22 protein-coding genes are annotated in these 23,347 nt (G+C 65.1%); 13 read left to right on the top strand and 9 right to left on the bottom strand.

Going from position 1 to position 23,347, the window contains the following annotated elements; genetic code table 11:
* Positions 1 to 29: 29 nt before the first annotated feature.
* The gene (locus EDC64_RS00420) at positions 30 to 1,178 is read right to left on the bottom strand and encodes an MFS transporter (RefSeq protein ID WP_132028425.1); all 1,149 of its coding nucleotides are present in this window, start codon (positions 1,176 to 1,178) and stop codon (positions 30 to 32) included.
* Positions 1,175 to 2,533 (bottom strand): HdeD family acid-resistance protein, encoded by a 1,359-nt coding sequence (locus EDC64_RS00415; protein WP_207915848.1) that lies wholly within the window; start codon positions 2,531 to 2,533, stop codon positions 1,175 to 1,177. Before EDC64_RS00415 ends, EDC64_RS00420 begins: the two co-directional genes overlap by 4 nt.
* A gap of 199 nt (positions 2,534 to 2,732) precedes the next feature.
* Here EDC64_RS00415 and EDC64_RS00410 point away from each other — a divergent pair, with 199 nt between their 5' ends.
* Positions 2,733 to 2,984, top strand: a complete 252-nt coding sequence (locus tag EDC64_RS00410) for a hypothetical protein (RefSeq protein WP_132028422.1) — start codon at positions 2,733 to 2,735, stop codon at positions 2,982 to 2,984.
* A gap of 36 nt (positions 2,985 to 3,020) precedes the next feature.
* On the opposite strand, the gene mgtE is transcribed toward EDC64_RS00410, so the two are convergent.
* Complete coding sequence (gene mgtE / locus EDC64_RS00405; protein ID WP_132028419.1) at positions 3,021 to 4,385, bottom strand: magnesium transporter; 1,365 nt, start codon at positions 4,383 to 4,385, stop codon at positions 3,021 to 3,023.
* Positions 4,386 to 4,567: 182 nt separating this feature from the next.
* Positions 4,568 to 5,179 (bottom strand): carbonic anhydrase, encoded by a 612-nt coding sequence (locus EDC64_RS00400; RefSeq protein ID WP_132028416.1) that lies wholly within the window; start codon positions 5,177 to 5,179, stop codon positions 4,568 to 4,570.
* A 481-nt stretch (positions 5,180 to 5,660) separates the two neighbouring features.
* Between EDC64_RS00400 and urtA the strand changes: the two genes are divergently transcribed.
* From urtA to ureG, 11 genes are all read left to right on the top strand, one after another.
* Entirely contained in the window at positions 5,661 to 6,962 is a 1,302-nt protein-coding gene (gene urtA / locus EDC64_RS00395; RefSeq protein ID WP_165933590.1) for an urea ABC transporter substrate-binding protein, read from the top strand.
* A 383-nt stretch (positions 6,963 to 7,345) separates the two neighbouring features.
* The gene (gene urtB / locus EDC64_RS00390; protein WP_420808940.1) at positions 7,346 to 8,953 is read left to right on the top strand and encodes an urea ABC transporter permease subunit UrtB; all 1,608 of its coding nucleotides are present in this window, start codon (positions 7,346 to 7,348) and stop codon (positions 8,951 to 8,953) included.
* The gene (urtC, locus tag EDC64_RS00385) at positions 8,950 to 10,086 is read left to right on the top strand and encodes an urea ABC transporter permease subunit UrtC (RefSeq protein ID WP_132028409.1); all 1,137 of its coding nucleotides are present in this window, start codon (positions 8,950 to 8,952) and stop codon (positions 10,084 to 10,086) included. Before urtB ends, urtC begins: the two co-directional genes overlap by 4 nt.
* 5 nt (positions 10,087 to 10,091) lie before the next feature.
* Positions 10,092 to 10,853, top strand: a complete 762-nt coding sequence (urtD, locus tag EDC64_RS00380; protein ID WP_132028406.1) for an urea ABC transporter ATP-binding protein UrtD — start codon at positions 10,092 to 10,094, stop codon at positions 10,851 to 10,853.
* A 3-nt stretch (positions 10,854 to 10,856) separates the two neighbouring features.
* Positions 10,857 to 11,552, top strand: a complete 696-nt coding sequence (urtE, locus tag EDC64_RS00375) for an urea ABC transporter ATP-binding subunit UrtE (protein ID WP_132028403.1) — start codon at positions 10,857 to 10,859, stop codon at positions 11,550 to 11,552.
* 37 nt (positions 11,553 to 11,589) lie between these two features.
* Positions 11,590 to 12,360, top strand: a complete 771-nt coding sequence (locus tag EDC64_RS00370; RefSeq protein WP_338023376.1) for an urease accessory protein UreD — start codon at positions 11,590 to 11,592, stop codon at positions 12,358 to 12,360.
* A gap of 10 nt (positions 12,361 to 12,370) precedes the next feature.
* Complete coding sequence (locus tag EDC64_RS00365) at positions 12,371 to 12,991, top strand: urease subunit gamma (protein WP_132028397.1); 621 nt, start codon at positions 12,371 to 12,373, stop codon at positions 12,989 to 12,991.
* A gap of 115 nt (positions 12,992 to 13,106) precedes the next feature.
* A complete protein-coding gene (gene ureC, locus EDC64_RS00360; protein ID WP_132028394.1) occupies positions 13,107 to 14,822 on the top strand; it encodes an urease subunit alpha in 1,716 nt (571 codons plus the stop codon).
* Positions 14,823 to 14,982: 160 nt separating this feature from the next.
* The gene (locus tag EDC64_RS00355) at positions 14,983 to 15,699 is read left to right on the top strand and encodes an urease accessory protein UreE (protein WP_132028391.1); all 717 of its coding nucleotides are present in this window, start codon (positions 14,983 to 14,985) and stop codon (positions 15,697 to 15,699) included.
* Entirely contained in the window at positions 15,692 to 16,573 is an 882-nt protein-coding gene (locus EDC64_RS00350; RefSeq protein ID WP_338023375.1) for an urease accessory protein UreF, read from the top strand. Before EDC64_RS00355 ends, EDC64_RS00350 begins: the two co-directional genes overlap by 8 nt.
* The gene (ureG, locus tag EDC64_RS00345) at positions 16,570 to 17,193 is read left to right on the top strand and encodes an urease accessory protein UreG (protein ID WP_132028388.1); all 624 of its coding nucleotides are present in this window, start codon (positions 16,570 to 16,572) and stop codon (positions 17,191 to 17,193) included. Before EDC64_RS00350 ends, ureG begins: the two co-directional genes overlap by 4 nt.
* Positions 17,194 to 17,213: 20 nt before the next feature.
* Here ureG and cydB read toward each other — a convergent pair whose 3' ends face one another.
* The 4 genes from cydB to efp all read right to left on the bottom strand — a co-directional run bounded on the left by cydB (position 17,214) and on the right by efp (position 20,934).
* The gene (gene cydB / locus EDC64_RS00340; protein ID WP_132028385.1) at positions 17,214 to 18,218 is read right to left on the bottom strand and encodes a cytochrome d ubiquinol oxidase subunit II; all 1,005 of its coding nucleotides are present in this window, start codon (positions 18,216 to 18,218) and stop codon (positions 17,214 to 17,216) included.
* A gap of 12 nt (positions 18,219 to 18,230) precedes the next feature.
* A complete protein-coding gene (locus EDC64_RS00335) occupies positions 18,231 to 19,631 on the bottom strand; it encodes a cytochrome ubiquinol oxidase subunit I (RefSeq protein WP_132028382.1) in 1,401 nt (466 codons plus the stop codon).
* A 184-nt stretch (positions 19,632 to 19,815) separates the two neighbouring features.
* Positions 19,816 to 20,235, bottom strand: a complete 420-nt coding sequence (locus EDC64_RS00330; protein ID WP_165933589.1) for a response regulator — start codon at positions 20,233 to 20,235, stop codon at positions 19,816 to 19,818.
* Positions 20,236 to 20,364: 129 nt separating this feature from the next.
* Positions 20,365 to 20,934 carry an elongation factor P gene (efp, locus tag EDC64_RS00325; protein ID WP_132028376.1) on the bottom strand — a complete coding sequence of 190 codons (570 nt, stop codon included), beginning with the start codon at positions 20,932 to 20,934 and terminating at the stop codon, positions 20,365 to 20,367.
* Between the two features lie 117 nt (positions 20,935 to 21,051).
* Here efp and epmA point away from each other — a divergent pair, with 117 nt between their 5' ends.
* Positions 21,052 to 22,104 (top strand): EF-P lysine aminoacylase EpmA, encoded by a 1,053-nt coding sequence (epmA, locus tag EDC64_RS00320; RefSeq protein ID WP_132028373.1) that lies wholly within the window; start codon positions 21,052 to 21,054, stop codon positions 22,102 to 22,104.
* Between the two features lie 6 nt (positions 22,105 to 22,110).
* On the opposite strand, the gene EDC64_RS00315 is transcribed toward epmA, so the two are convergent.
* Positions 22,111 to 23,331: an alpha/beta hydrolase gene (locus tag EDC64_RS00315; protein ID WP_245504470.1), complete on the bottom strand. Its 1,221-nt coding sequence runs from the start codon at positions 23,329 to 23,331 to the stop codon at positions 22,111 to 22,113.
* Positions 23,332 to 23,347: the final 16 nt, after the last annotated feature.

Genomic DNA, 23,347 nt, shown 5'->3' with positions numbered 1-23,347 from the left:
GTAATTTAACATCAGCCGGCAAAGACGGTTCAGGATGTCCGCTTCAGCAGGATTGCCGCCAGGGCGAATGCCGCGCACGCAATGGCCGCGAAATAAGCAAGCCCGTGCGCGAACACTTGCATCGAGAGGCCCGCGGCCAAAGGCCCGACAAGGGCGCCGCCGCCCCAAACTAGACCCATCACCGCGTAGATGCCGACCAATTCGCCGCCTTTGAACCGGCTGCCGACCACCGTCAGCATGATGGTCGCGACGCCGACGAACGCGCCGCCGAAAACGAACAGGAGGGCGTAAGCGGCCCATTCGTGGCCCATGGTCAGCGGCCAGACCAGGGCGCCCAAGGTGGCGATCAAGGCCAGAATGATGACGAGGCGCCGACGGTCCATCTTGTCGCCGAGCCAGCCGATCGGGAGCTGAAGCAGGATCGCCCCCACCATCATGCAGGTGATGAGCCGCGTCGCATCGCTCTCCGCCCAGCCGACATTGACGGCATAGATGGCCAAGAAAGAGAGGCCTGCGGCCTCAAGGGCGGCGTTGAGGAGGGTCGCGGAGAGCGCGAGGGGCGCCAGCCGCATGTAATGGATAGGATTGGAATGGGTCGGCGCATCGAAGGTCGGTGCCGGCACTTTGGGCGAGGCGACGAACAGGGCCGAAAACAGAGCGAGCCCCGCGCCGATCACGTAGGGCAGCGCGCCCGCCGTGCCGATGATCGACAGGATCAGGGGGCCGAGCGCGAAACCCACCGACAAGGCCGCGGTGTAGCTCGCCATCGCCCGCGCCCGCGTCGCCTCCGTGCTCAGGCTGTTGATCCAGGTCTCGGACAGGACGAACAGGGTTTCCGAGGCGACGCCCAGGATGAAGCGCAGCGGAAACCACAGCCAGATGAAGGGCGCGAGCGGAAAGCCGACCAGCGTGACGGCAGCCAGCACGAGCGCGCCGAGGATCAGCGGCCGCACACCGACCTTTGCCACAACGCGCGGCAGCACCATGGCAGTCGCGAGGATACCGACGGCATGCATGGCGGCATTGGCGCCGATGACGGCCTCGTCGAGGCCCCGCTCGGCCAGATCCAGCGCGATCAGCGTGGCGCTGAGGCTGTAGGTCAGGCCGAACATCATGGCGGTTGCGATCACCGCTCCGCGCGAGAGCAGGTTCGACGATCCGGGAGCGAGCGCGGTCATGCGGCGGATTCCGTGTTGGGGGCGGCCGGCGGGGCGGCCTTCTTTTCGGTGCTGCGGACGCGGCGGAAGAGGTGGAGCGCGCCGCGCAGCCGCTCGCCCCAGGTGAGCGTCGTGGGTTCGACCAGCCGCTGCATGACGCGCGCATAATCGAGGGCGTAACCCGGGGTCCACGTCATGGTCTCGGCACGCTGGCGCAGCATGACCGCGACCCAGAGATCGGGGTTGCACAGAAGCCGCAGCAGGCGCAGCCAGGGGTGCCGCGTGGCGAGCGCACCCTCGAGGGCGGCATCGAGCGCCGAGGCGACTGCGACAGAACAATTGCGGTTGGTGAGGTTATAGGTGTTGTCCTGGCGATAGCCGGCCCAGAAGGCGCGCAGACGGCGCAGGCTGTAATTGCGGAATGCGACATTGGAATCCGCCTCGCACCAGCCGCCTGCCTCTTCGGCATAAGAGGGTTGGAAGCGGCCGGGCATGTCGTTCTCCTTGGTGGCCCGGAACATGGCCATGAAATCCCCGGAGCTGCGGTCGATCTCCACCGCGGGATAATGGCTGATATAGACGCCCGGTGCCTCGAGGGCGGCATGGCCGGTGGAGATCACCCCGTTTCGGTCCACCGCAGCGATATAACGGTCGAGAATGAGGCGACGCTGCGCGACGTCTGCCGAACCGACCGGGGTCCAGACCCGCACGGTCATCGGCTGGTCTGGGGCGGGCTCGTCGCCGATCCCGATGAGGACCGGCGCGTTGTCGTACCACGCGCGCTGCGCGAACATCGGCAAAGCGAGGATGGCCACTTCGGGTTCGAGGCGCCGCAGCAGCAGCCCCATCCGCACCAGAACCCAGCCGGAGAACAAGAGGCTGAGGCTCACGCACACAGGAATGTTCTTCTCGTGGGGAACCGGCCAGTCGGTGATGAGCAAGCCGGCAAGCACGAATTCGGCCAGAGCGAACGCGATCACCGCCTTCCAAGCAGAATAGCGCAGCGCGTTCGCCGTGAGGATGCGCAGGACGCCGTCGACTACGAAGGCGGCGGCAAACAGCATGCCGACCGCGGCCTGGTTGCGTACCGGAAAGTCGAGGATCAGGCAGGCGAGGACAATCAGTAGCAGCCCACGGGCGAGGGTGAGGTAACGGCCCGTGTCCCGTGGCGCCGTGAGGAGGCTGAACAGAGCGAGGATGCCCTGCAGCAGAAACACCAGCCCGAACACTTCGACGGCCACGACGGTCACGCCGTCGAGGGAATCGAAGGCAATCAGCAGGCCGATCGTGATGAGAAACGCGCCGAATGCGGCAATGACATACCAGCGTCGGCGTATGGAATCCGAGCCGATCAGGAGAAGCGCCAATTGCCCCACTTTAGTCCCCGCAAATAAAGACCGAACGCATATAGCACAGGGTTGAAAATCGGGTACTTCCTACCGCACAAAGAACGGGCGGCCAAGTCTTCGCCCCCGCCGCGCACTGTGCGCGAGCTGCAGGCATCCGCGCACTTCGCGGCCCGCGGGAACTCCGGCGGCTGCTCTTCGTTGTTCCGGAACAGCCAAGGAGACCGGAATGAGCGCGCAGGATATCGAACGGCTGAAGTCGGACGCCTCGGGGAACACCGCCCTGAGCGAAGTTCTGGCCGAGGCGATCCCGAGCTTTTCCACCACGGACGACGCCATCAACTTCCTCGAAAGTCGTGGATTCGAGATCACCGCCGTCGAACTCGCCCGTGCCGCCTCCGACGAGGCGCGAAACGAAATCCCGGTCGGCGAAGGCGAGGGCGGATACGGGGCGTTGATGCGTTTCGTGGTTGAACATTGAGGCGGGGCGCGGTCTCGAACCGCGCCCCGGGGCCGGTCACAGAATGGTGCCGTGCAGGAACAGCCACGCCACGCTGAAATAAATGACGATGCCGGTGACGTCGACCAGGGTCGCGACAAACGGCGCCGAGGCGGTGGCGGGGTCGAAGCCGAGCCGCTTCAAGATGAAGGGCAGCATCGATCCCGAAAGCGAGCCGAACGTGACGATGCCGATCAGCGCGACGCCGATGGTGATCGAGAGCAGCACCCAGTGCTCGCCATAGTCGAAAATGCCGAGTTCCTGCCAGAGGGCGATGCGGACGATGCCGATCACCCCGAGGATGGCGCCGAGCACGATGCCGGTCGGCAGTTCGCGCATCGCAACCTTGAACCAATCCCGCAGCCGCACTTGCTGGAGCGCGAGCGCGCGGATGATGAGGGAGGTCGCCTGCGACCCCGAATTTCCACCCGAACTCATCACCAGCGGGATGAACAGAGCCAGCACGATCGCCTTCTCCAGTTCGTCGGAAAAGACCTGCATGGCACTCGTGGTCAGCATCTCCGAGAGAAACAGCACGCACAGCCACCCGCCGCGCTTCTTGATCATCTCCATGAAGCCGATCTGCATGTAGGGCTCGTGGATATGTTCCATCCCGCCCATGCGCTGTACGTCTTCGGTCTGCTCGTCGATCATGGCGTCGATCATGTCGTCGAAGGTGCAGATGCCGATGATATGGCCGGTGGTGTCGACGACGGGCACCGCCAGAAGATCGTATTTGGCGATCATGCGTGCCACGTCTTCGCGATCGGCCAGCGCATTGGCGGTGATCGGCGCATAGGTCGGCGCGATCGAGAGGATCGAAGCCTTGGGGTCGGCGATGATCAAGGCGCGGAGTTTGACGACATTGACGAGGCGCTTGGAGCCGGGGTCGAGCAGAAAGATCGCGTAGATCGTTTCGCGCGAGGCTTCGACCTCTCGAAGGTAGGTCAAGGTCTGCTCGACGGTCCAGTCGGCGGGCACGCTGACGAATTCCGTCGTCATGATGCTGCCGGCACTGTTGTGGGGATAGGTCAGGAGCCGATCGATTCCGGTGCGGGTATCGGGCTTCAGGAGGTCCTTCAACTCGGTGCGTTTGGGCTCCGGGATCCAGCGCAGCAGATCGGCGACGCGATCGCTGGACATGTGTTCCATCAGATGGGCCGACTTCTCCGCCGGCAATTCCTCCATCACCTCGCAGGCCCAGACGAAGTCCGGCTGATCCATGATTTCGACCGCCCAATCGTCCGGCAATCGGTCGATGAACTGCACTGCCTCCTCGAGCCCCTTATGGTTCAACAGTTCGACGATATCGGCCACATGGTGCGATGAGAGCGTATGTGGTGCAGCAGAAATTGCCGCGGCGTCGATGGTGTCCTGTTTCATCACTGTCCCCCCGAAAGCGCCCGCGACCCACCGCGGGAAATGAGCCTGACCCGAAACGTGCGAGGCGCCCATGGACGCCGGGCGTCGCGATTCCCGAGCGCCACATCCGCCTCTAGTCACACAATCGCAAACGTCGTGTGACGTTGGGGCGGAGGCGGGTGCGGTTCGGCACGCGGTGAAGTTCAGACCGCGCGGAATTCGCCGTCCTCGTCCATCACCTCCAGCCGTCCGGTCGCAACGCCGAAATAGGCGCCGTTCAACGACAGCTCGCCGGTTGCGACCCGCTCCGCCACCCAGGGGAAAGTGGCGAGATTGCCCAGCGACAGGCGCACGCAGCACAGCTCGCAAAAGCGTTGGCGCTCTTCCGAGGGGAGATCCGAGGCCAGGGTCTGACGTCGCGCCTCTTCGGCGATCTCGATCCAGTGCGCCACGAAGTCCTGTGCCCCGGGAGGAGCGCCCTGAAGCAAAGCATGGACACCGCCGCACTGGGCGTGACCCATCACCACGATCTTGCGCACCTTCAAAACCCGCACCGCAAATTCCAGCGCTGCGCTGGTGCCGTGATAGCGGCTGTCGGGCTGATAGGGCGGAACGAGATTGGCGACGTTCCGCGCGACGAACAGTTCGCCGGGGCCGGAATTGAAGATCATCTGCGGGTCGACCCGGCTGTCGGAGCAGGCGACGACGAAGGTATGCGGGGTCTGCCCGCGTGCTGCGAGACGCTCGAAAAGGGCCTTGTGGTCTGGCCAGGCCAATTCGCGAAAGCGCCTGTAGCCGTCGATAAGTTCATCCATGTTGGGTTCTCGCGGGTCTCCATTTCTAAAAGCGGGGGCACGCGCCCTTAGGTCAAGCGGCCGAAGCGCTTTTCCCCTCCCCGATGCCGCATTGCGACATTTCCAAGCCGGAACGCCATGGCCCGCGAGGCGTTGACAGACCGAGGCTCTGTTAAGAGGAGAGAGAGATGCCTGGCTTGATTTTGTGGTTTCTGGGTGTGCCCTTCACGGTGATCATCCTGCTTTATCTGTTCAACGTGCTTTGACGGCAGACGCGATGATGGCGGCGGCGGAAAGGTCGCCCCGCCTCTCGCTCCGCCTACCGACGGAGCAGATGATTAAATATTGAGCAATGCCACAATCGGGTCGGGAAAAAGTCGCGTGCGGGCCGCGTTGCGTTGCACCGACTGCACGCTCCGGAACGTGAGCTTAGGGGAATGGCATGCCGCTTGCTGTGTCATCGTGCTGGCCTGGGTCAGCCGACGAACACGGAGAGGAGCGCATGCTCGAATTGTTGGGAAGAGCCGCCAAGGGGCTGGGAGTTCTGGCGGCAACCGCGGCATTGGCGGGAACCATCGGCACCGCTTCCGCGCAGGAGACCATCAAGGTCGGCATCCTGCATTCGCTTTCGGGCACCATGGCGATCAGCGAGACGACGCTGAAGAACGTGATGCTCATGCTCATCGAGGAGCAGAACAAGAAGGGCGGCCTGCTCGGCAAGAAGCTGGAAGCGGTCGTCGTCGATCCCGCGTCCAATTGGCCGCTCTTTGCGGAAAAGGCACGCGAACTCATCACCAAGGACAAGGTTGCGGCGGTCTTCGGCTGCTGGACGTCGGTCAGCCGGAAATCCGTGCTGCCGGTGTTCAAGGAGCTGAACTCGATCCTCTTCTATCCCGTCCAATATGAGGGCGAGGAAAGCGAGCGGAACGTGTTCTACACCGGCGCCGCGCCGAACCAGCAGGCCATCCCTGCCGTCGACTATCTCGCGAAGGAAGAGAAGGTCGAACGCTGGGTGCTCGCGGGAACGGACTACGTCTATCCGCGGACGACCAACAAGATCCTCGAGGCTTACCTTAAATATAAGGGTGTAAAGCCCGAGGACATCATGATCAACTACACGCCCTTCGGACAGTCCGATTGGCAGACGATCGTCGCGGACATCAAGAAGTTTGGATCAGCCGGGAAGAAGACCGCGGTGGTCTCCACGATCAACGGCGATGCCAACGTCCCCTTCTACAAAGAGCTGGCGAACCAAGGCATCAAGGCCACCGACATTCCCGTCGTCGCCTTCTCGGTCGGCGAAGAAGAGCTCGCCGGTATGGATACGAAGCCCCTGGTCGGCCATCTCGCCGCCTGGAACTATTTCGAATCCATCAAGACCCCTGAGAACGATGCCTTCATCAAGCAGTGGCAAGCCTTCATGAAGAACCCGAAAGCGGTCACCAACGATCCCATGGAAGCCCATTATATCGGCTTCAACATGTGGGTTCAGGCGGTGACCAAGGCGGGCACCACCGACCCCGACAAGGTGATCGCGACGCTCCCCGGCACCAAGCAGCCGAACCTCACGGGCGGCGTCTCGGAAATGCTGGCCAACCATCACATCACCAAGCCGGTCTATATCGGCGAGATCGAAGAGAACGGTCAGTTCGACGTGGTGTGGAAAACCGAGAACCTGATCCCGGGCGAGGCCTGGTCCAAGCAGCTCGAAGGATCCAAGGATCTGGTGGCCGATTGGGTCCAGCTGAACTGCGGCAATTACGACAGCGTCAAGAAAACCTGCCTCGGCAGCGTCACCAAGTGAGGCTGGAGCGGCCCGCCGCCTAGAGCGCATTCCGGCCGGCCGCATCGCGCTTTCGGCCGGAAAAGCGTCCTCTAGAACGAGTTGGAGGCTATCGACCGATCGGGCCGTTTCGACCCGATCGGATCAGCCTCTAGGATCGGCCGCGTGCGTTGCGGGTCAATGCGCGGGGACCGATGCCGGGAGCGGGGGCCGATCTTGCCAGCTCCGTTTCGCTGGTCGCACGCATGCGGCCCCTTTTCTCGGCAGCGCTGGAAGTTCGGACCGATATGAACGATCAAGCATCACAGCCGTTCTCGCGGACTCATTGCGAAAAACCAAAGGATTGCGCACGCACGGCGCGATCAGCCCGCCGACTTCTCGGATACGTTTTTCTCCTGGCTGCGCTGACGTTTCTCTCCGGCGTCCAGCCGGCCGCCATCGGCGCGGCCTCGGCTCAGCCCGCATCGGCTCCATTGGCGGGAGCCGACCTCGCGCCGGCTCTCGCGCTGCTCGGGACCGACAGCTATGGCGACACCGATGCCGCCCTGGGTCGGCTCGCAGTGTCCACGAACACACGGGCTGCGGACATCGTCGAAGCGATCCGCGATGGGCGGCTTTTGTTCGATCCTCAATCCAAGGCCGTTTTCCTCCGCATGCCGGACGGCGCTGTGACCGATGCTGCGACCGGCGCCGCGGTCGGCGCGCCGCCGGCCGGGCTGCGCCCGGTGCGGGTGAACAATCGCGTGCGGCGCGCCATCGATGCCGCAGCCGGCGCGCTTGCGCTCTTGAGCCCGGACAATCAGAAGCGGCTTGCCGCTGCCGCAGCGGTCTTCAAATCGCGCGATGTCTCCGCCCTTCCCATTCTCGACGCCGCGCTGGCCAAGGAGGGCGATCCCAAGGTCAAGACCGCGCTTGAGCAGGCCCGCGCCGCGATCATCGTGGCGAGCCAAAGCGTGTCCGAGCCGGAGCGGGTCTCGGCCGCACGCCTGATCGCCGCGCGCGGCGATCAGGACGCCCTCGCCATCCTCTCCAGCCTGCCGCCGAACTCTCCGGATGCGGTCAAGGCAGCCGCCGCCGACGGGATCGAAGCCATCAACCGCAGCCTTGCCATGTGGGCGGTCGCGCAGAATGTCTGGTACGGCCTCTCGCTCGGCTCGGTGCTCCTTCTGGCCGCCATCGGCCTCGCCATCACATTCGGGGTGATGGGCGTCATCAACATGGCGCATGGCGAGATGGTGATGCTGGGGGCCTACACCACCTATGTCGTGCAGGAAATCATCCGCACCAGTGCGCCCTTCCTGTTCGGCTGGTCGCTCGCGATCGCCTTGCCGCTCGCCTTCCTTTTCACGGCGATCGTCGGAATCATCATCGAGCGAACGGTGATCCGCTTCCTGTACGGGCGCCCGCTCGAAACGCTGCTCGCCACCTGGGGCATTTCGCTGATCCTCCAGCAGGCGGTGCGCTCGGTGTTTGGTCCGACCAACAAGGAAGTCGGTGCTCCGTCCTGGATGTCCGGCGCCTTCGACATCGGGCAGATGTCGATCACCTATAACCGGCTGTGGATCATCGTCTTCTCGCTGCTGGTCTTCTTCGCGCTTCTCCTGGTTCTGAAGCGCACGGCGCTCGGCCTCTATGTTCGGGCGGTGACGCAGAACCGGCGCATGGCCGGCGCCATGGGCATTCGCACCGGCCGGATCGACGCACTCACGTTCGGTCTCGGGTCGGGCATTGCCGGGATCGCTGGCGTCGCGCTCTCTCAGATCGACAATGTCAGCCCGAACCTTGGCCAGGGCTACATCATCGACAGCTTCATGGTCGTGGTGTTCGGCGGGGTCGGCAATCTCTGGGGGACGCTGGTGGCGGCCTTCGGCCTCGGCGTCGCGAACAAGCTTCTGGAGCCTTTCGCGGGGGCGGTCTTGGGCAAGATCCTGATCCTGGTCCTCATCATCCTGTTCATTCAGAAGCGCCCGCGCGGCCTGTTCGCGCTCAAGGGCCGGGCGGTGGAAGCATGAGGGGGCTCGGCATCATCGACCGCAAAGGGGCGGTCTTCCTCGCCATCGTGCTCGGCGCCGCCGTGCTGGTCCCGGCCTCCAATCTCGGCTTGGCCGAGACCAACCCGCTGCACGTATCGGACTATCTCGTTCCGCTGCTCGGCAAATATGTCTGCTACGCCCTTCTGGCGGTGGCCGTGGACCTGGTCTGGGGCTATTGCGGGGTGCTCTCGCTCGGCCACGGCGCCTTCTTCGCCCTCGGCGGCTATGCGATGGGCATGTATCTGATGCGTCAGATCGGTCCGCGCGGCGTCTATGGCAATCCGGTCCTGCCGGATTTCATGGTGTTCTTGAACTACAAGGAACTGCCCTGGTTCTGGTGGGGATTCGACGTTTTCCCCTTCGCGCTTCTCATGGTGTTCCTGGTGCCGGGCGCGCTCGCCTTCCTCTTCGGCTGGTTCGCTTTCCGCTCGCGGGTGACCGGGGTCTATCTCTCGATCATCACCCAGGCGATGACGTTCGCCCTGATGCTGGCGTTCTTCCGCAACGACATGGGTTTCGGCGGGAATAACGGCCTGACCGATTTCAAGGACATTCTGGGCTTTTCGATTTCCGCCGACGGCACGCGCACCGCGCTGTTCGCCGCCTCGGCGCTCGCCCTGGCGGGCGGATATCTCGTCTGCCGGGCGCTCGTGACCTCCAAATACGGCAAGGTCCTGGTGGCGGTGCGCGATGCCGAGAGCCGCACGCGGTTCCTCGGCTATCGGGTTGAGAATTACAAACTGCTCTGCTGGGTGGTTTCCGCGATGCTCGCCGGCCTCGCCGGTGCGCTTTACGTGCCGCAAGTCGGCATCATCAATCCCGGCGAATTCGCCCCTGCGAACTCGATCGAAATGGTGATCTGGGTGGCGGTCGGCGGGCGCGGCACGCTGGTGGGGGCCGCCCTGGGGGCGCTCATCGTCAATGCCGGCAAGACCTGGTTCACCGGCATGCTACCGGAGGCCTGGCTGTTCGCGCTCGGTGCCCTCTTCGTCCTCGTCACCCTGTTCCTGCCGCGCGGCGTGCTCGGCCTCTGGGCCAGCCTCACCGAAGGCCGGCGCAAGACCACCGCGCCGGCCCCGCCGGCGATGCCCGCCGCCAAGCCCGCGGAGTGAGGATCATGGACTCCCAATCCCAGGCCCTGACGCAATCTCTGCTTTATCTGGACAATGTCTCGGTCGTGTTCGACGGCTTTCGGGCGCTCAACGCTTTGTCGCTGACGATCGAAGAGGCCGAGATGCGGGCGATCATCGGCCCGAACGGCGCCGGCAAGACGACCATGATGGACGTCATCACCGGCAAGACCCGCCCCACCAAGGGCGAGGCGGTGTTCGCCGGCGTGCACGACCTCACCAAGATGGACGAGGCCGCGATCGCCCAGCTCGGGATCGGCCGCAAGTTCCAGACCCCGACGGTGTTCGACATGCACACCGTGGAGGACAATCTGCTGCTGGCTCTGAAGGAGGATCGGCGGGCCTTCTCGAACATCTATTGGCGCCGCACTCCCCATGAAAAGGAACGGATCGACGCGCTGCTGGAGCGCATCCGCCTCAAGGATCACCGCTTGCGCAAGGCGGCCGAACTGTCCCACGGCCAGAAACAATGGCTGGAGATCGGCATGTTGCTGGCACAGGAGCCCCGCCTGCTCCTGGTCGACGAGCCGGCCGCCGGCATGACCGATCAGGAGACCGCCGACACGGCCGACTTGCTCCGGGACATCGCCAAGACCCAGTCGGTCGTCGTCGTGGAGCACGATATGCAGTTCGTGCGGGACCTCGACGTCAAGGTGACGGTGCTGCACGAGGGCTCGGTGCTCGCCGAAGGATCGCTCGACCATGTCAGCGCGAACGAGCGCGTCATCGAAGTTTATCTCGGGAGGTGAGGGATGCTGAAGGTCGAGAATCTCGATCTCTATTATGGCGCTGCCCACACGCTCCGGAAGGTCTCGGTGGAGGCGATGCCGGGGCAGGTGACGTGCGTGCTGGGCCGCAACGGCGTCGGCAAGACGTCGCTGCTGCGGGCGATTGTCGGCCAGAGGCCGATTGCCGGCGGCAGCATCACGTTCGACGGCCGCGACATAACGCGCCTGCCGACGCCGGAGCGCGCGGCGCTCGGGATCGGCTTCGTGCCGCAGGGCCGGGAGGTCTTTCCGCTCCTCACCGTGAAGGAGAATCTGGAGACCGGCTATGCCCGGCTTGCCCGGAAGGACAAATTCGTTCCGGACGAGATTTTCGAGCTCTTCCCGGTGCTGAAATCCATGATGGGCCGGCGGGGCGGGGATCTTTCCGGCGGACAGCAGCAGCAGCTCGCGATCGGCCGGGCGCTCGTCACGCGGCCGAAGCTGCTCGTGCTCGACGAGCCGACCGAGGGCATCCAGCCCTCCATCATCAAGGATATCGGCCGCGCCATTGCCTATTTGCGCGACAAGGGAGATATGGCGATCATCCTGGTCGAACAATATTTCGAGTTCGCCAAGGAGCTCGCCGACCGCTTCATTCTGATGGAGCGCGGCGAGGTGGCGGCGCAGGGCGACCGGAGCGGGCTCGATGGGGATGATGTCCGCCGCCTCATGGCGATCTGAGAGGGGCCAGCGCCAGCGCAGCGAGGGCCGGATCCGGTTGAGCGTTGCGGCGGCGCGCGGCCGGACCCATCTCGTGGGGCTCTCGGAAAGCGGGGCCTTGCGCGCCCGGCTGCCGCGGGTCGAGGGGAGCGGGCTCGAGGCGGTTCTGGTCAATACGGCAGGCGGTGTGGCGTGCGGAGATGTCTTCTCGATCGCCGCTGAGGCGGGGGAGGGGGCATCCCTGACGATCGCGACTCCCGCCGCCGAGAAGGTCTACCGCTCCGATGGCGCGATGGCCGAGGTGACGGTGCGCCTTACGGTCGGCGCGGGCGGCAACCTGCATTGGTTGCCGCAGGAGACCATTCTGTTCGACCAAGCCCGCCTCACGCGGCGATACGCGGTCGACCTGTCGTCCGCTGCACGCTTTCTGTCCTTCGAGGCGGTGATGTTCGGCCGCGCCGCGCGGGGCGAGGCCATGGTATCGGGGCATCTCAGCGATCACTGGCGGATCCGGCGGGACGGGGACCTCGTGTTCGCCGACGCCTTCCGCCTGTCGGGGTCAGTCGCAGCGCTGCTGGCGCGGCCGACGGTTGCCGCAGGGCGGGGCGCGCTCGCCACCTGCCTCTATGTGGCACCCGATGCCGAGGCGCGGCTCGAGGAGGCGCGCGCTTTGCTGAACGACGCACGCAGCGAATGCGGGGCGAGCGCCTGGAACGGCCTTTTGGCGGTTCGCTGGCTCGCCCAGGACATCGAGACGTTGCGGCGGGACGCAGGCTCGTTTCTCATAAGGTTCCGGGGCACCCCGCTGCCCCGTGTCTGGGGTTCTTGAGGAGGAAGCCGTGCTGCTCACGCCGCGGGAAAAAGACAAGCTGCTCGTCGCCATGGCCGCCGAAGTTGCCCGCAAGCGCCTTGCGCGCGGGGTGAAACTCAACCATCCGGAGGCGATCGCCCTCATCACCGATTTCGTGGTGGAAGGCGCACGCGACGGGCGGACCGTCGCCGAATTGATGGAGGCTGGCGCCCATGTCCTGACAACCGATCAGGTGATGGCGGGCATTTCCGAGATGATCCACGACATCCAGGTGGAAGCGACCTTTCCGGACGGGACGAAGCTCGTCACCGTCCACCATCCGATCCGCGGCGCCGCCTCCGACGACGTGCCGGGCGAGGTGATCACCAAAGCGGGCGACATCGTCTTAAATGAAGGCGCAGAACGGGTGCTCGTCACGGTTGCGAATACCGGAGACCGGCCGATCCAAGTCGGCAGCCACTATCATTTCTTCGAGACGAATCCGGCGCTCGCCTTCGAGCGCGAGAAGGCGCGCGGGATGCGTCTGGATATCGCCGCCGGCACCGCCGTGCGCTTCGAGCCCGGGGCAACCAGAGAGGTTGGCTTGGTGCCGCTGGGCGGCAAACGCGAGGTCTACGGCTTCCGGGGCGAGGTGATGGGGACCTTGTGACTTCGGACTTTCTGATCGCCGAGATGGCCGCCGCGGGGTGCGGCGCGACGTTCACCCTCGGCAAGGCCGCCACCGGCCCAGGCCATTACACCCTCCTTCGCTGAGGATCACATCGATGTCCGCGCCCGCTCACCTTCCTCGATCCACTTATGCCCACATGTTCGGGCCCACTGCGGGCGACAAGATCCGCCTCGCAGATACCTCGCTCGTGATCGAGGTGGAGAAGGATTTCACCATTTACGGCGAGGAGGTGAAGTTCGGCGGCGGCAAGGTGATCCGCGACGGCATGGGCCAAAGCCAGGTGACGAACGCCGCCGGGGCCGTCGACACCGTCATCACCAATGCGGTCGTGCTGGACCACTGGGGCGTCGTGAAGTGCGACGTGGGGCTCGCCGGAGGGCGCATCGTCAGGCTTGGCAAGGCGGGCAACCCGGATGTGCAGCCGGGCGTCGACATCATCATCGGCCCCGGTACCGAGGTGATTGCGGGGGAGGGCAAGATCCTCACGGCCGGCGGCTTCGACAGCCATATCCATTTCATCTGCCCCCAGCAGATCGAGGAGGCGCTGTCCTCCGGCATCACCACAATGCTCGGCGGGGGGACCGGCCCGGCCACCGGCACCTTCGCCACCACCTGCACGCCCGGGCCCTGGCACATCGCCCGCATGATCGAGGCGGCGGACGCCTTTCCGATGAATCTCGCTTTTGCAGGTAAGGGCAATGCCTCGCGGCCAGCGGCGCTCGAGGAGATGGTGCGGGCGGGCGCGTGCGCGCTGAAGCTTCACGAGGATTGGGGAACGACTCCGGCCGCCATCGATTGCTGCCTTTCGGTGGCCGACGCCTTCGACGTTCAGGTGATGATCCATACCGACACGCTGAACGAGAGCGGCTTTGTCGAGGATACGATCGCCGCCTTCAAGGGCCGTACGATCCATGCTTTCCACACGGAAGGGGCGGGCGGTGGTCACGCGCCGGACATCATCAAAGTGGCCGGGCTCGCCAATGTCCTTCCCTCCTCCACGAACCCGACCCGGCCTTACACCCGCAACACCATCGACGAGCATCTCGACATGCTCATGGTGTGCCATCATCTCGACCCCTCGATCGCCGAGGATCTCGCCTTCGCCGAAAGCCGCATCCGCAAGGAGACGATCGCGGCCGAGGACATCCTGCACGATCTCGGCGCGCTCTCCATGATGAGCTCGGACAGCCAGGCGATGGGGCGGGTGGGCGAGGTGATCATCCGCACCTGGCAGACCGCGGACAAGATGAAGCGCCAGCGTGGCGGGCTCCCCGGTGAGGGCGACAACGACAATCTGCGGGCCCGTCGCTATATCGCGAAATACACCATCAACCCTGCCATCGCCCACGGCATGTCGAAGCACATCGGTTCGGTGGAAGCCGGCAAGCTGGCGGATCTGGTCCTCTGGACCCCCGCTTTCTTCGGCGTGAAGCCGGACCTCGTCATCAAGGGCGGCGCCATCGCCATGGCGCAGATGGGCGACCCCAACGCCTCCATCCCGACGCCCCAGCCGGTGCATTATCGCTATCAGTTCGGCGCTTTCGGCCGGGCGCGCTCGGCGACCTCGATGACCTTCGTTTCCAAAGCCGCGGTGGAGGATGGGCTCGCGGCCCGGCTCCAGACCGCCAAGGCGCTGGTTGCGGTGGAGAATGTGCGCGGCGGCATTTCCAAGAAGAGCATGATCCTGAACGATGCCACGCCGCATATCGAGGTGGATTCGGAGACTTACGACGTGCGCGCCGACGGCGAGCTGCTGGTTTGCGAGCCCGCCGAGGTGCTGCCGATGGCGCAGCGCTATTTCTTGTTCTGAGCTATGCTGCCCGACGACAGGCACGCTCCTCCGGGCCGCCGAGGGGAGAGGCCTGGATTTCACGCTGTTTCCCAAGGGCTCCCCGTCACGATCAGTCAGACGCGGCGGATGGCTTTCCGCCGCACGGGCCGAGCCTGATCGATCAAGCCTGAGGTTTCCTATGATTCGCGCCACCGCCATCGTCCGCCGCGCCGCCGTCAAGGCGGAGCGGGTGACGGATATCGTCACCCTCGACCACCAGGCGCGCCACCGCCGTCGCATCGTCATGACCGGCGAGAAGGGCACCCAATTCTTGCTGGACCTCGAGAAGGCCACGGTGCTGGACCATGGCGACGCCCTGAAGCTGGAGGACGGCCGGCTGGTGCGCGTCGAGGCGGCGCCGGAACGGCTCGTCGAGGTGAAGACCACGAGCCCGCTGCGGCTCCTGAAGGCGGCGTGGCACCTCGGCAACCGGCATGTGCCGGCGGAGATCACCGAGGAGGCGATCTATTTCGCCGAGGACCATGTGCTGCTGGAGATGGTGCGCGGCCTCGGCGCCAGTGCGACCTCTGTGGAGCGGCCATTCCGCCCCGAGAAGGGGGCCTATGAGGCGGCCGAGGCGCATGGCGCGCATGGGCATCATGATCATCATGGGCACGCCCACGGCCATGGCCACGCCCATGCCCACGGCCATGACCATGACTCGGACGCTCATGTGCACGGACCCGGCTGCGGGCACGCCCACGGCCAGGCGCAGTCCGGGCACGGACATCATGGGCACGCCCATTCGGAGGCCGAGTCTCACGCCCACGCGCACGCTGAGGCGCACCCGCAGGGTCATGACCATGACCATGGCGAGGGGTGCGGCTGCGACCCCAGGCCTCATCCGCATGGCTGATGCCGTCACGCACGGGTCAGGTGCGGTCGAGGACGCGGCGCCCCCGCTTTCGAGCTTCTCCGTCGGGCGCGGGACGCCGGATCCTGCTTCGCCGCGGCTGGACGGTGATCCGGAGGGCCACGCGCCCGCCATGCCGGCCGGTTCGCTCCATGACGGCGAGGATGGATTGTCTGCGCCGGCTGTGCACCGCGCGGACCCGGAAACCGCACCGAGCCTCCTGCCGCTCTTCGCCTGGCTGTCCCCCAGCTTTCCCGTCGGCGGCTATGCCTATTCCCACGCTTTGGAATGGGCGGTTGAGACGGGTGATGTCGTGCGGGAGGACAGCCTCCTCTCTTGGCTTTCCGATCTTCTGATGCACGGTTTCGCCCGCAGCGACGCCATTCTCTTGTCGCATGCTTATGACGCGGCGGGGGACGCGGCCATGCTCGGCGAGGTCAACGCGCTGGCCGTCGCCCTCGCCCCCTCGGCGGAATTACGATTGGAGACCTGCCAGCAGGGCCGCAGCTTCCTGGATGCCGTCTTGGCGGCCTGGCCCTGCGCCGATCTGTCGGCGCGTGCGCCGGCGCTGACAGGGGAGGTCGCCTATCCCGTCGCGCTCGGGCTCGCCGCGGCCGCTCACCGCCTGCCGAAGCCCGTCGTGATCGAGGCTTTCCTGCTCGCGCTCGTGCAGATGCTCGTCTCTGCCGGCATTCGTCTCGCGCCGGTTGGCCAGACCGGCGGAACGCGGATCGTTGCCGCCCTCGCTCCCGACGTGCGTAGGCTGGCACAGACGATTCCCGATCTCACCTTAGATGATCTGGGGACGGCGACCTTTCGCGCCGATCTCGGCTCGTTCCGGCACGAAACCCAATATACGAGGCTGTTCCGCTCATGAGCGCATCCAAGAATGGACCCCTCCGGGTCGGCATCGGCGGGCCGGTCGGCTCAGGCAAGACGGCGCTCATGGAAGCGCTCTGCAAGCGGTTCCGCAGCCGTTACGACATTTGCGCCATAACCAACGACATCTATACCAAAGAGGATGCGCGCCTCCTCACCGTCGCGGGCGCGCTGGAGCCGGAGCGGATCCTCGGCGTCGAGACCGGCGGCTGTCCGCACACGGCAATCCGGGAGGACGCCTCGATCAATCTGCGCGCCGTCGCCGACATGCAGGCCAAGTTTCCCAAGCTCGACATTGTGCTGATCGAATCCGGCGGCGACAATCTCGCCGCGACCTTCTCGCCGGAACTGGCCGATCTGACGATCTATGTGATCGATGTCGCGGGCGGCGAGAAGATCCCGCGCAAGGGCGGACCGGGGATCACCCGCTCGGACCTTTTGGTGGTCAACAAGACGGATCTCGCCCCGATGGTGGGGGCCGATCTTTCGATCATGGAGGCGGACACGCAGCGCATGCGGGCGGGCCGGCCTTATGTGTTCGCCGCGATCCGCAACGGCGTCGGCGTGGACGTCGTTGCGGCCTTTATCGAGGAGGCGGGCGGGCTCCCTGCGGCGTGACGCCGACGGGGAAACGGCCTTCAGTGATAGCCTTCGCCTTCGCGCACCTTTCCGCGGAAGATCCAGTAGACGAAGACGATGTAGCCGAGCACGACGGGCAGGAGGAAAATCACGCCGAACAGCATCAGGATCTGGCTCGGCGCCGCCGCGGCGGTCTGCCAGACCGTCAGGTGAGGCGGCACCAGATAGGGGAAGGTGGAGATACCGAGCCCGATGAAGCCCAGCACGAACAGCGCGATGCAGCCGAGGAAGGGCGACACCTCCGCCGTTCCCTTCAGCCCCCGCCAGACATAATAGGCGATGGCGGCGGTAATGATCGGCACCGGCGCGAGATAGAAGATGTTGGGCACGGTGAACCAGCGCTGCGCGATCCGGTCGATCGCGATTGGCGTCCACAGGCTGACGATGCCCATGAATACGATCACGACCGGCAAGAGCAGCGTCGCCGTGCGACGCGCCCGGGCCGCCACGGAGCCGTCGGTCTTCATGATCAGCCATGTGCTGCCCAGCAGCGCATAGCCGATCACCACGCCGATGCCGCACATGAAGCTGAAGGGCGTCGCCCAATCGAACGATCCGCCGGCAAAGGCACCGTTCTGCACATCGATGCCCTGGACAAGTCCGCCCAGCACCACCCCTTGCGCGAAGGCGGCGACCGTGGAGCCGCCGGCGAATGCGACGTTCCACCATCTCCGGCTCCCGGCGGCGACCCAGCGGAATTCGAATGCGACGCCTCGGAAGACCAGAGCGAGCAGCATGATGATGATCGGCAGGTACAGGGCCGGCATGATCACGCCATAAGCGCGGGGAAAGGCGACCCAGAGGCCGCCGCCGCCGAGGACGAGCCAGGTTTCGTTGCCGTCCCAGAACGGCGCGACCGTATTCATCATCTGGTCGCGCTCACGCTCCTCCTTGGCGAAGGGGAAGAGAATGCCGATGCCGAGATCGAACCCGTCCATGACGACATACATGATGACCGCGACGGCGATGATCAGCGACCAGATGACCGGAAGATACCATTCCACGGCGCGTCCTCCTCATTCCCCCTGAGCGATGGCATCGCGGCCTGCCCCATGGGCGGCCGCGATGGGACGAGTCGGACGTTCCCGGCTGGGCGGGTCGATGGCGGAGCCGCCGGGACCCTTCACGATCAGGCGGTTGATGTAATAGATGCCCATCGAGAAGACGATGCCGTAGACGATGACGAAGAGGGCCAGGGTGAACGCCACCGCCTCGCCGCTCACCGGCGAGATCGCGTCGGCGGTGCGCAGAATATTGTAGGCGACCCAAGGCTGGCGTCCCTGCTCGGTGACGATCCAGCCGGCCAGCACCGCGATGAAGCCGAGGGGCCAGCAGAGCGAAGCTGCGAACAGGTACCAGCGCGTCCCCTCGAGCCGTCGTTTGAACAGCAGATAGGCGCCGGTCCAGCCCATGAGGATCATGATGACGCCGATCCCCACCATGATGCGGAAGCCGAAAAACGGGCCGATGAGCGGCGGGCGGTCCTCGGGTGCGAATTGCTTCAGCCCGGGGAAAAGGCCGTCCCAGGAATGGGTGATGAGCAGCGAGGAGGCGTGCGGGATCGAAATTTCGAAAAGGTTGCGTTCCTGCGCCGCATCCGGCCATGCGAACAGAACCAGGGCGCCGGGCTTGGTGCCGTCCCAATGGGCCTCGATTGCCGCGATCTTGGCCGGCTGGTGCTCCGCAGCGACCAAGCCGGACGTATCGCCCACATAGGCCTGGATCGGCGCGAAGATGGCGAGCATGCCGATCGCCATGCGCAGCATCACCCGCGACTCCTCGTGGAACCGATCCGCGAGCAAATAACGCGCGCCCACCGCAAGCACCACGAGCGACGTGGTGAGATAAGCGGCGAGCAGCATATGGGCGAGGCGGATGGGGAAGCTGGGATTGAAGATGATCTCCAGCCAGTCGAGCGGGTAAGCGAGCCCGTCGCGCATCTCATAGCCGGTCGGTGTCTGCATCCAGCTGTTGGCAGAGAGGATCCAGAAGGCCGACATGGCCGTGCCAGCCGCGACCATCACGCATGACAGGACGTGCAGCCAGGTCGGCACGCGGTTCCAGCCGAACAGCATGATGCCGAGAAACGTCGCCTCCAGAAAGAAAGCGGTGAGCACCTCGAAGCCGATCAGCGGGCCGATCACGCTGCCCACGACTTCCGAGAAGCGGGACCAATTGGTGCCGAATTGGTAGGACAAGACGATACCGGAGACGACGCCCATGGCGAAGCTCACGGCAAAGATCTTGGTCCAGTACCGTGCGAGGCGGTGGTAGACCTCGCGCCCGGTCTTGAGCCAAAGAAGCTCCAAGGTCGCGATGAAAGCGGAAAGCCCGATCGTGAAGCTTGGAAAGATGATGTGGAACGAGACCGTGAACGCGAACTGTATGCGCGCCAGCAGCACCGGATCGAAATCCATTGCGCCTCCCTCCGGCGGCCGGGTCCGGGCATGACGCCCCTCCCTTCGTGACCGCGCGTGTCGGATGGCGCGACTTTAGACCAGTTTTCAGCTGCGCTCTAGGTGTTGCGCGTCCCGTGGCTATGTCAACTTGCCGCCCGGCCAAACGCCGCGCGACACCGTCACACACGGAGGGGAGCCGACATCAAATGTGTGCGTCGTTGCGCCCCGAGGGCGGGTGAAACGCCGGCTCCATCTCGGGCGAGCCCGCAAGCGTGGCCGCGAGCGTCTGCGCAATCGCGCGGCTGGTATAGGGTTTGGGGACACGCGCGGATTCCGAAAAGCGCTCCGGCAGCGGCATCGTGCCGACGAAGCCGCTACAGAAGATTAGGGGAATGCCGCGATCCGCCAGAATTTCGGCGGCGGGATAGACGTATTCGCCGCGCAGATTGACGTCCAAGATCGCCGCGTCCGCCTCGGTCGCCTCGGCTATGTCCATCGCTTCACCGAGGCTGGCCACCGGGCCTATGACCACGCAGCCGAGGGATCTGAGATTGTCTTCGAGCCCGAGGGCCACGAGCCACTCGTCTTCGACGATCAGAATTCGCTTTCCTGAAAGGTCCATCACCGCCTTGCCCCGCCACCCCATCCGGGTCAACAACCGTTCATGATGCGGTTTGTTCCCGGAGGGACAACGCAGAGGGTGAACGAATGGGATGGAGACGCGCCCCGTCCCGACCCCGGTGGACCGTCCTCAATCCTTGGCGCGCTCGACGTAAGAGGCGTCGGAGGTCATGATTACGACCCGAGTCCCGGCGCTGACATGCGGGGGAACCATGGTCCGCACGCCATTGGAGAGCATCGCCGGCTTGTAGGAGGAGGAGGCGGTCTGGCCCTTCACCGTCGGCTCGGTGTCGACGATCTCGAGCGTCACGCGCTGCGGCAGTTCGATCGCGATCGCCACGCCATTATGCATGGAAATCATGCATTCCATGCCCTCCTGGAGGTAGACCTTCTGGTCACCGAGCACGTCGTCCGGCACAGCGACCTGATCGTAAGTCTCCGGGTTCATGAAGGTGTAGCCGTCGCTGTCCTGGTAGAGATAGGTGTGCGGACGGTCTTCGACATACGCGCGCTCCACCTGCTCGGTGGTGCGATAGCGCTCGGAAATCTTCACCCCGTCCGAAATGCGGCGCATGTCCATCTGGGTGACGGGGGTTCCCTTGCCGGGATGGATGTTCTCGGCGCTGAGAATGACGTAGAGCTTGTCGTCGATTTCGACCACGTTGCCTTTGCGCAGAGAGCTTGCGATTACCTTGACCACGTCGTGTCTTCCTCAAGAAAGGGGCGGCGCCGCACCGCCATGTGTCGGCGCGCACCATAACCATCCTGGCGCATTTCGCCAGTCCCGGGGCCCATTTCGCACGCGGGAGATCCCTCGATGACCCGTGTATCGGCACCGAGCCCGTGGTGGGCGCCGGCGGTCTATCGCGACCGCCGCCCCTTTCTCCTCGCCCGCGGGCGGATCGTGGCGGCGGTACGCGCCCTTTTTGCCGCCGACGGCTTTCTGGAAGTCGAGACGCCGGTGCTCCAGATCTCGCCCGGCAACGAGGCGCATCTGCATGCCTTCGCAACATGTTGGCATGCGCCCGACGGTGCCGCCACGCCCTATTATCTGCGCACGTCGCCGGAATTCGCAGCCAAGAAGCTTCTGGCCGCCGGAGAGCCCCGGATCTTCGAGTTGGCGCGGGTGTTCCGAGATCGCGAGCGGGGCCAGGTCCATCATCCCGAATTCACCATGCTGGAATGGTACCGGGCCGATGCCTCCTATGAAGACCTCATGCTGGATTGCGCGCGGCTTCTGGCGTGCGCGGCGGAGGCGGGGGGCGCGCGGACATTTCTTTATCGCGGCATCGCCTGCGATCCATTCGCGCCGCCCGCGCGGCTGACCCTCTGCGCGGCGTTTGCCGATTATGCCGGAATCGATCTCCCGCGTTATGTCGCGCCGGCGGGCTGCGAGCCAGAGGTCGGGCCGTTCGCGGCCGCCGCCCGCGCGGCCGGGATCCGCGTGGCGCAGGACGATACGTGGGCCGATGTGTTTTCCCGCGTCCTGGTGGAGCGGATCGAGCCGCGGCTTGGCGCCGGACGGGCGACCATTTTGTGCGATTACCCGAGCAGCGAGGCGGCGCTCGCCAGGCCCAAGCCGGCGGACCCGCGCTTCGCGGAACGCTTCGAACTGTATGTCTGCGGCCTCGAACTCGCGAACGCATTCGGCGAGCTTACGGATCCCGGGGAGCAGCGGCGCCGCTTTGCTGTGGAGATGGCGGAGAAGGAGCGGCTCTACGGCGAGCGCTATCCGATCGACGAAGGCTTCCTCGACGCGCTCGCAGCCATGCCTCCGGCAAGCGGCTGCGCCTTAGGCCTCGACCGGCTGGTCATGCTCGCGGCGGGCGCGCGCCGCGTCGCGGACGTGCTCTGGGCGCCGGTAGAATAGCCGGGTTCACTCGGCTGGTGGACCGACGGCGCGGGAGAGGCCGGTGATCTGGATCTCGCCGACCGAGACTGTGCCGGGCAGCTTTCCCCCGTCGGATTGGGCCTGATTCATGACCTGGTCGCGGATTTTCGGACCAAGACCGGCGAGTTGCGCGAACTTTCCATGGTTCAGTCCATCACCTTCGGACTTCATCGAGGTGAGGTCGACGACGATCGCGCCGAGTGCAACCAAGTCCTTGTCGTTCGAATAATTCCCGAGGCGCTGTTTGTTGCCGGCGAGAAAATCCGAGATGCCGAGGGCCTTGTCGTCGTGCGACACCATAACGATGAATGGGCGCTGCGGCGTGCCGAACCGCTTCAATTGCGACTTGAACACGTCCACGTCGATGTCCGGTGCGGCCAGAATGACGTTTCCGACGCGGTTTGGCGGCAGCATCGTGCCGGCGATCTTCATCTGGCGCAGGGCCTCCACCGTGACCCAATTCCCCATGGAATGGGCCATGATGGTCACTTGATCGGCCTTGCTTTGATTGACCAGCGTGAGCGTCCGCTCAAGGCTGTCCCGGGCCGCCGTGGCGCTGTTGTTGTCGTAGACATAGTCCTCTGTTTTGCCGCGCGACGCCCAGGTGAAGAGAATGGGGACGGCGGTGGCATTGGCATCGTGCGCCATTTGCGTCAGGCGCAGCAGTGCTTCCGAGAATTGCGTGTTGTAGCCGTGGACAAAGACGAACACGCGTCGCTCCCCCTTGGGAAGGCGCGAAAGCTGGGCGTTCAGATCGTCAAGGAACGCGGCTTCGGTGTCGCGATAGACGGCTTCGTGAACGACCATTTCTGTGTTCGGGTTACCCGGCGCCTGCTTGGGATATTCGATCGCGCCCGGCTTGTGGGTCGGCGGCACCGTGAGGGTGACGGTGGCGAAATCGAGCTTGTCCGAGCGCTCGCCGGTGAACAGCGTGCCGGGGCGGGGGTCGCGGGTCCGGGTGGTGGCGACGAGGATAGTCCGCGGCACCGCCCCCGGTGCTTCGACCCGGCTCGGGATCAGGACGTCCGGACCTGGCCGCGACGCGCAACCGGCCAAGACGGTTGCACATATACCCAGCACCAGAAACAGCCCGGCCCTCCGTTCAGCCTTCGGCCCGGCACCCCTGTGGGACCGTGCGCGTCGATGCGCTTCGGTTCGCGCACATCCGGGCCTTTCGCCACCGCTTGTCCCCACCCGCACGTTCACGCCCTCGAATTCCCGT

It is taken from the genome of Aquabacter spiritensis (assembly GCF_004346185.1).
Taxonomy (GTDB): Bacteria; Pseudomonadota; Alphaproteobacteria; order Rhizobiales; family Xanthobacteraceae; genus Aquabacter; species Aquabacter spiritensis.
This window is presented reverse-complemented; position numbering and strand designations above follow the sequence as displayed.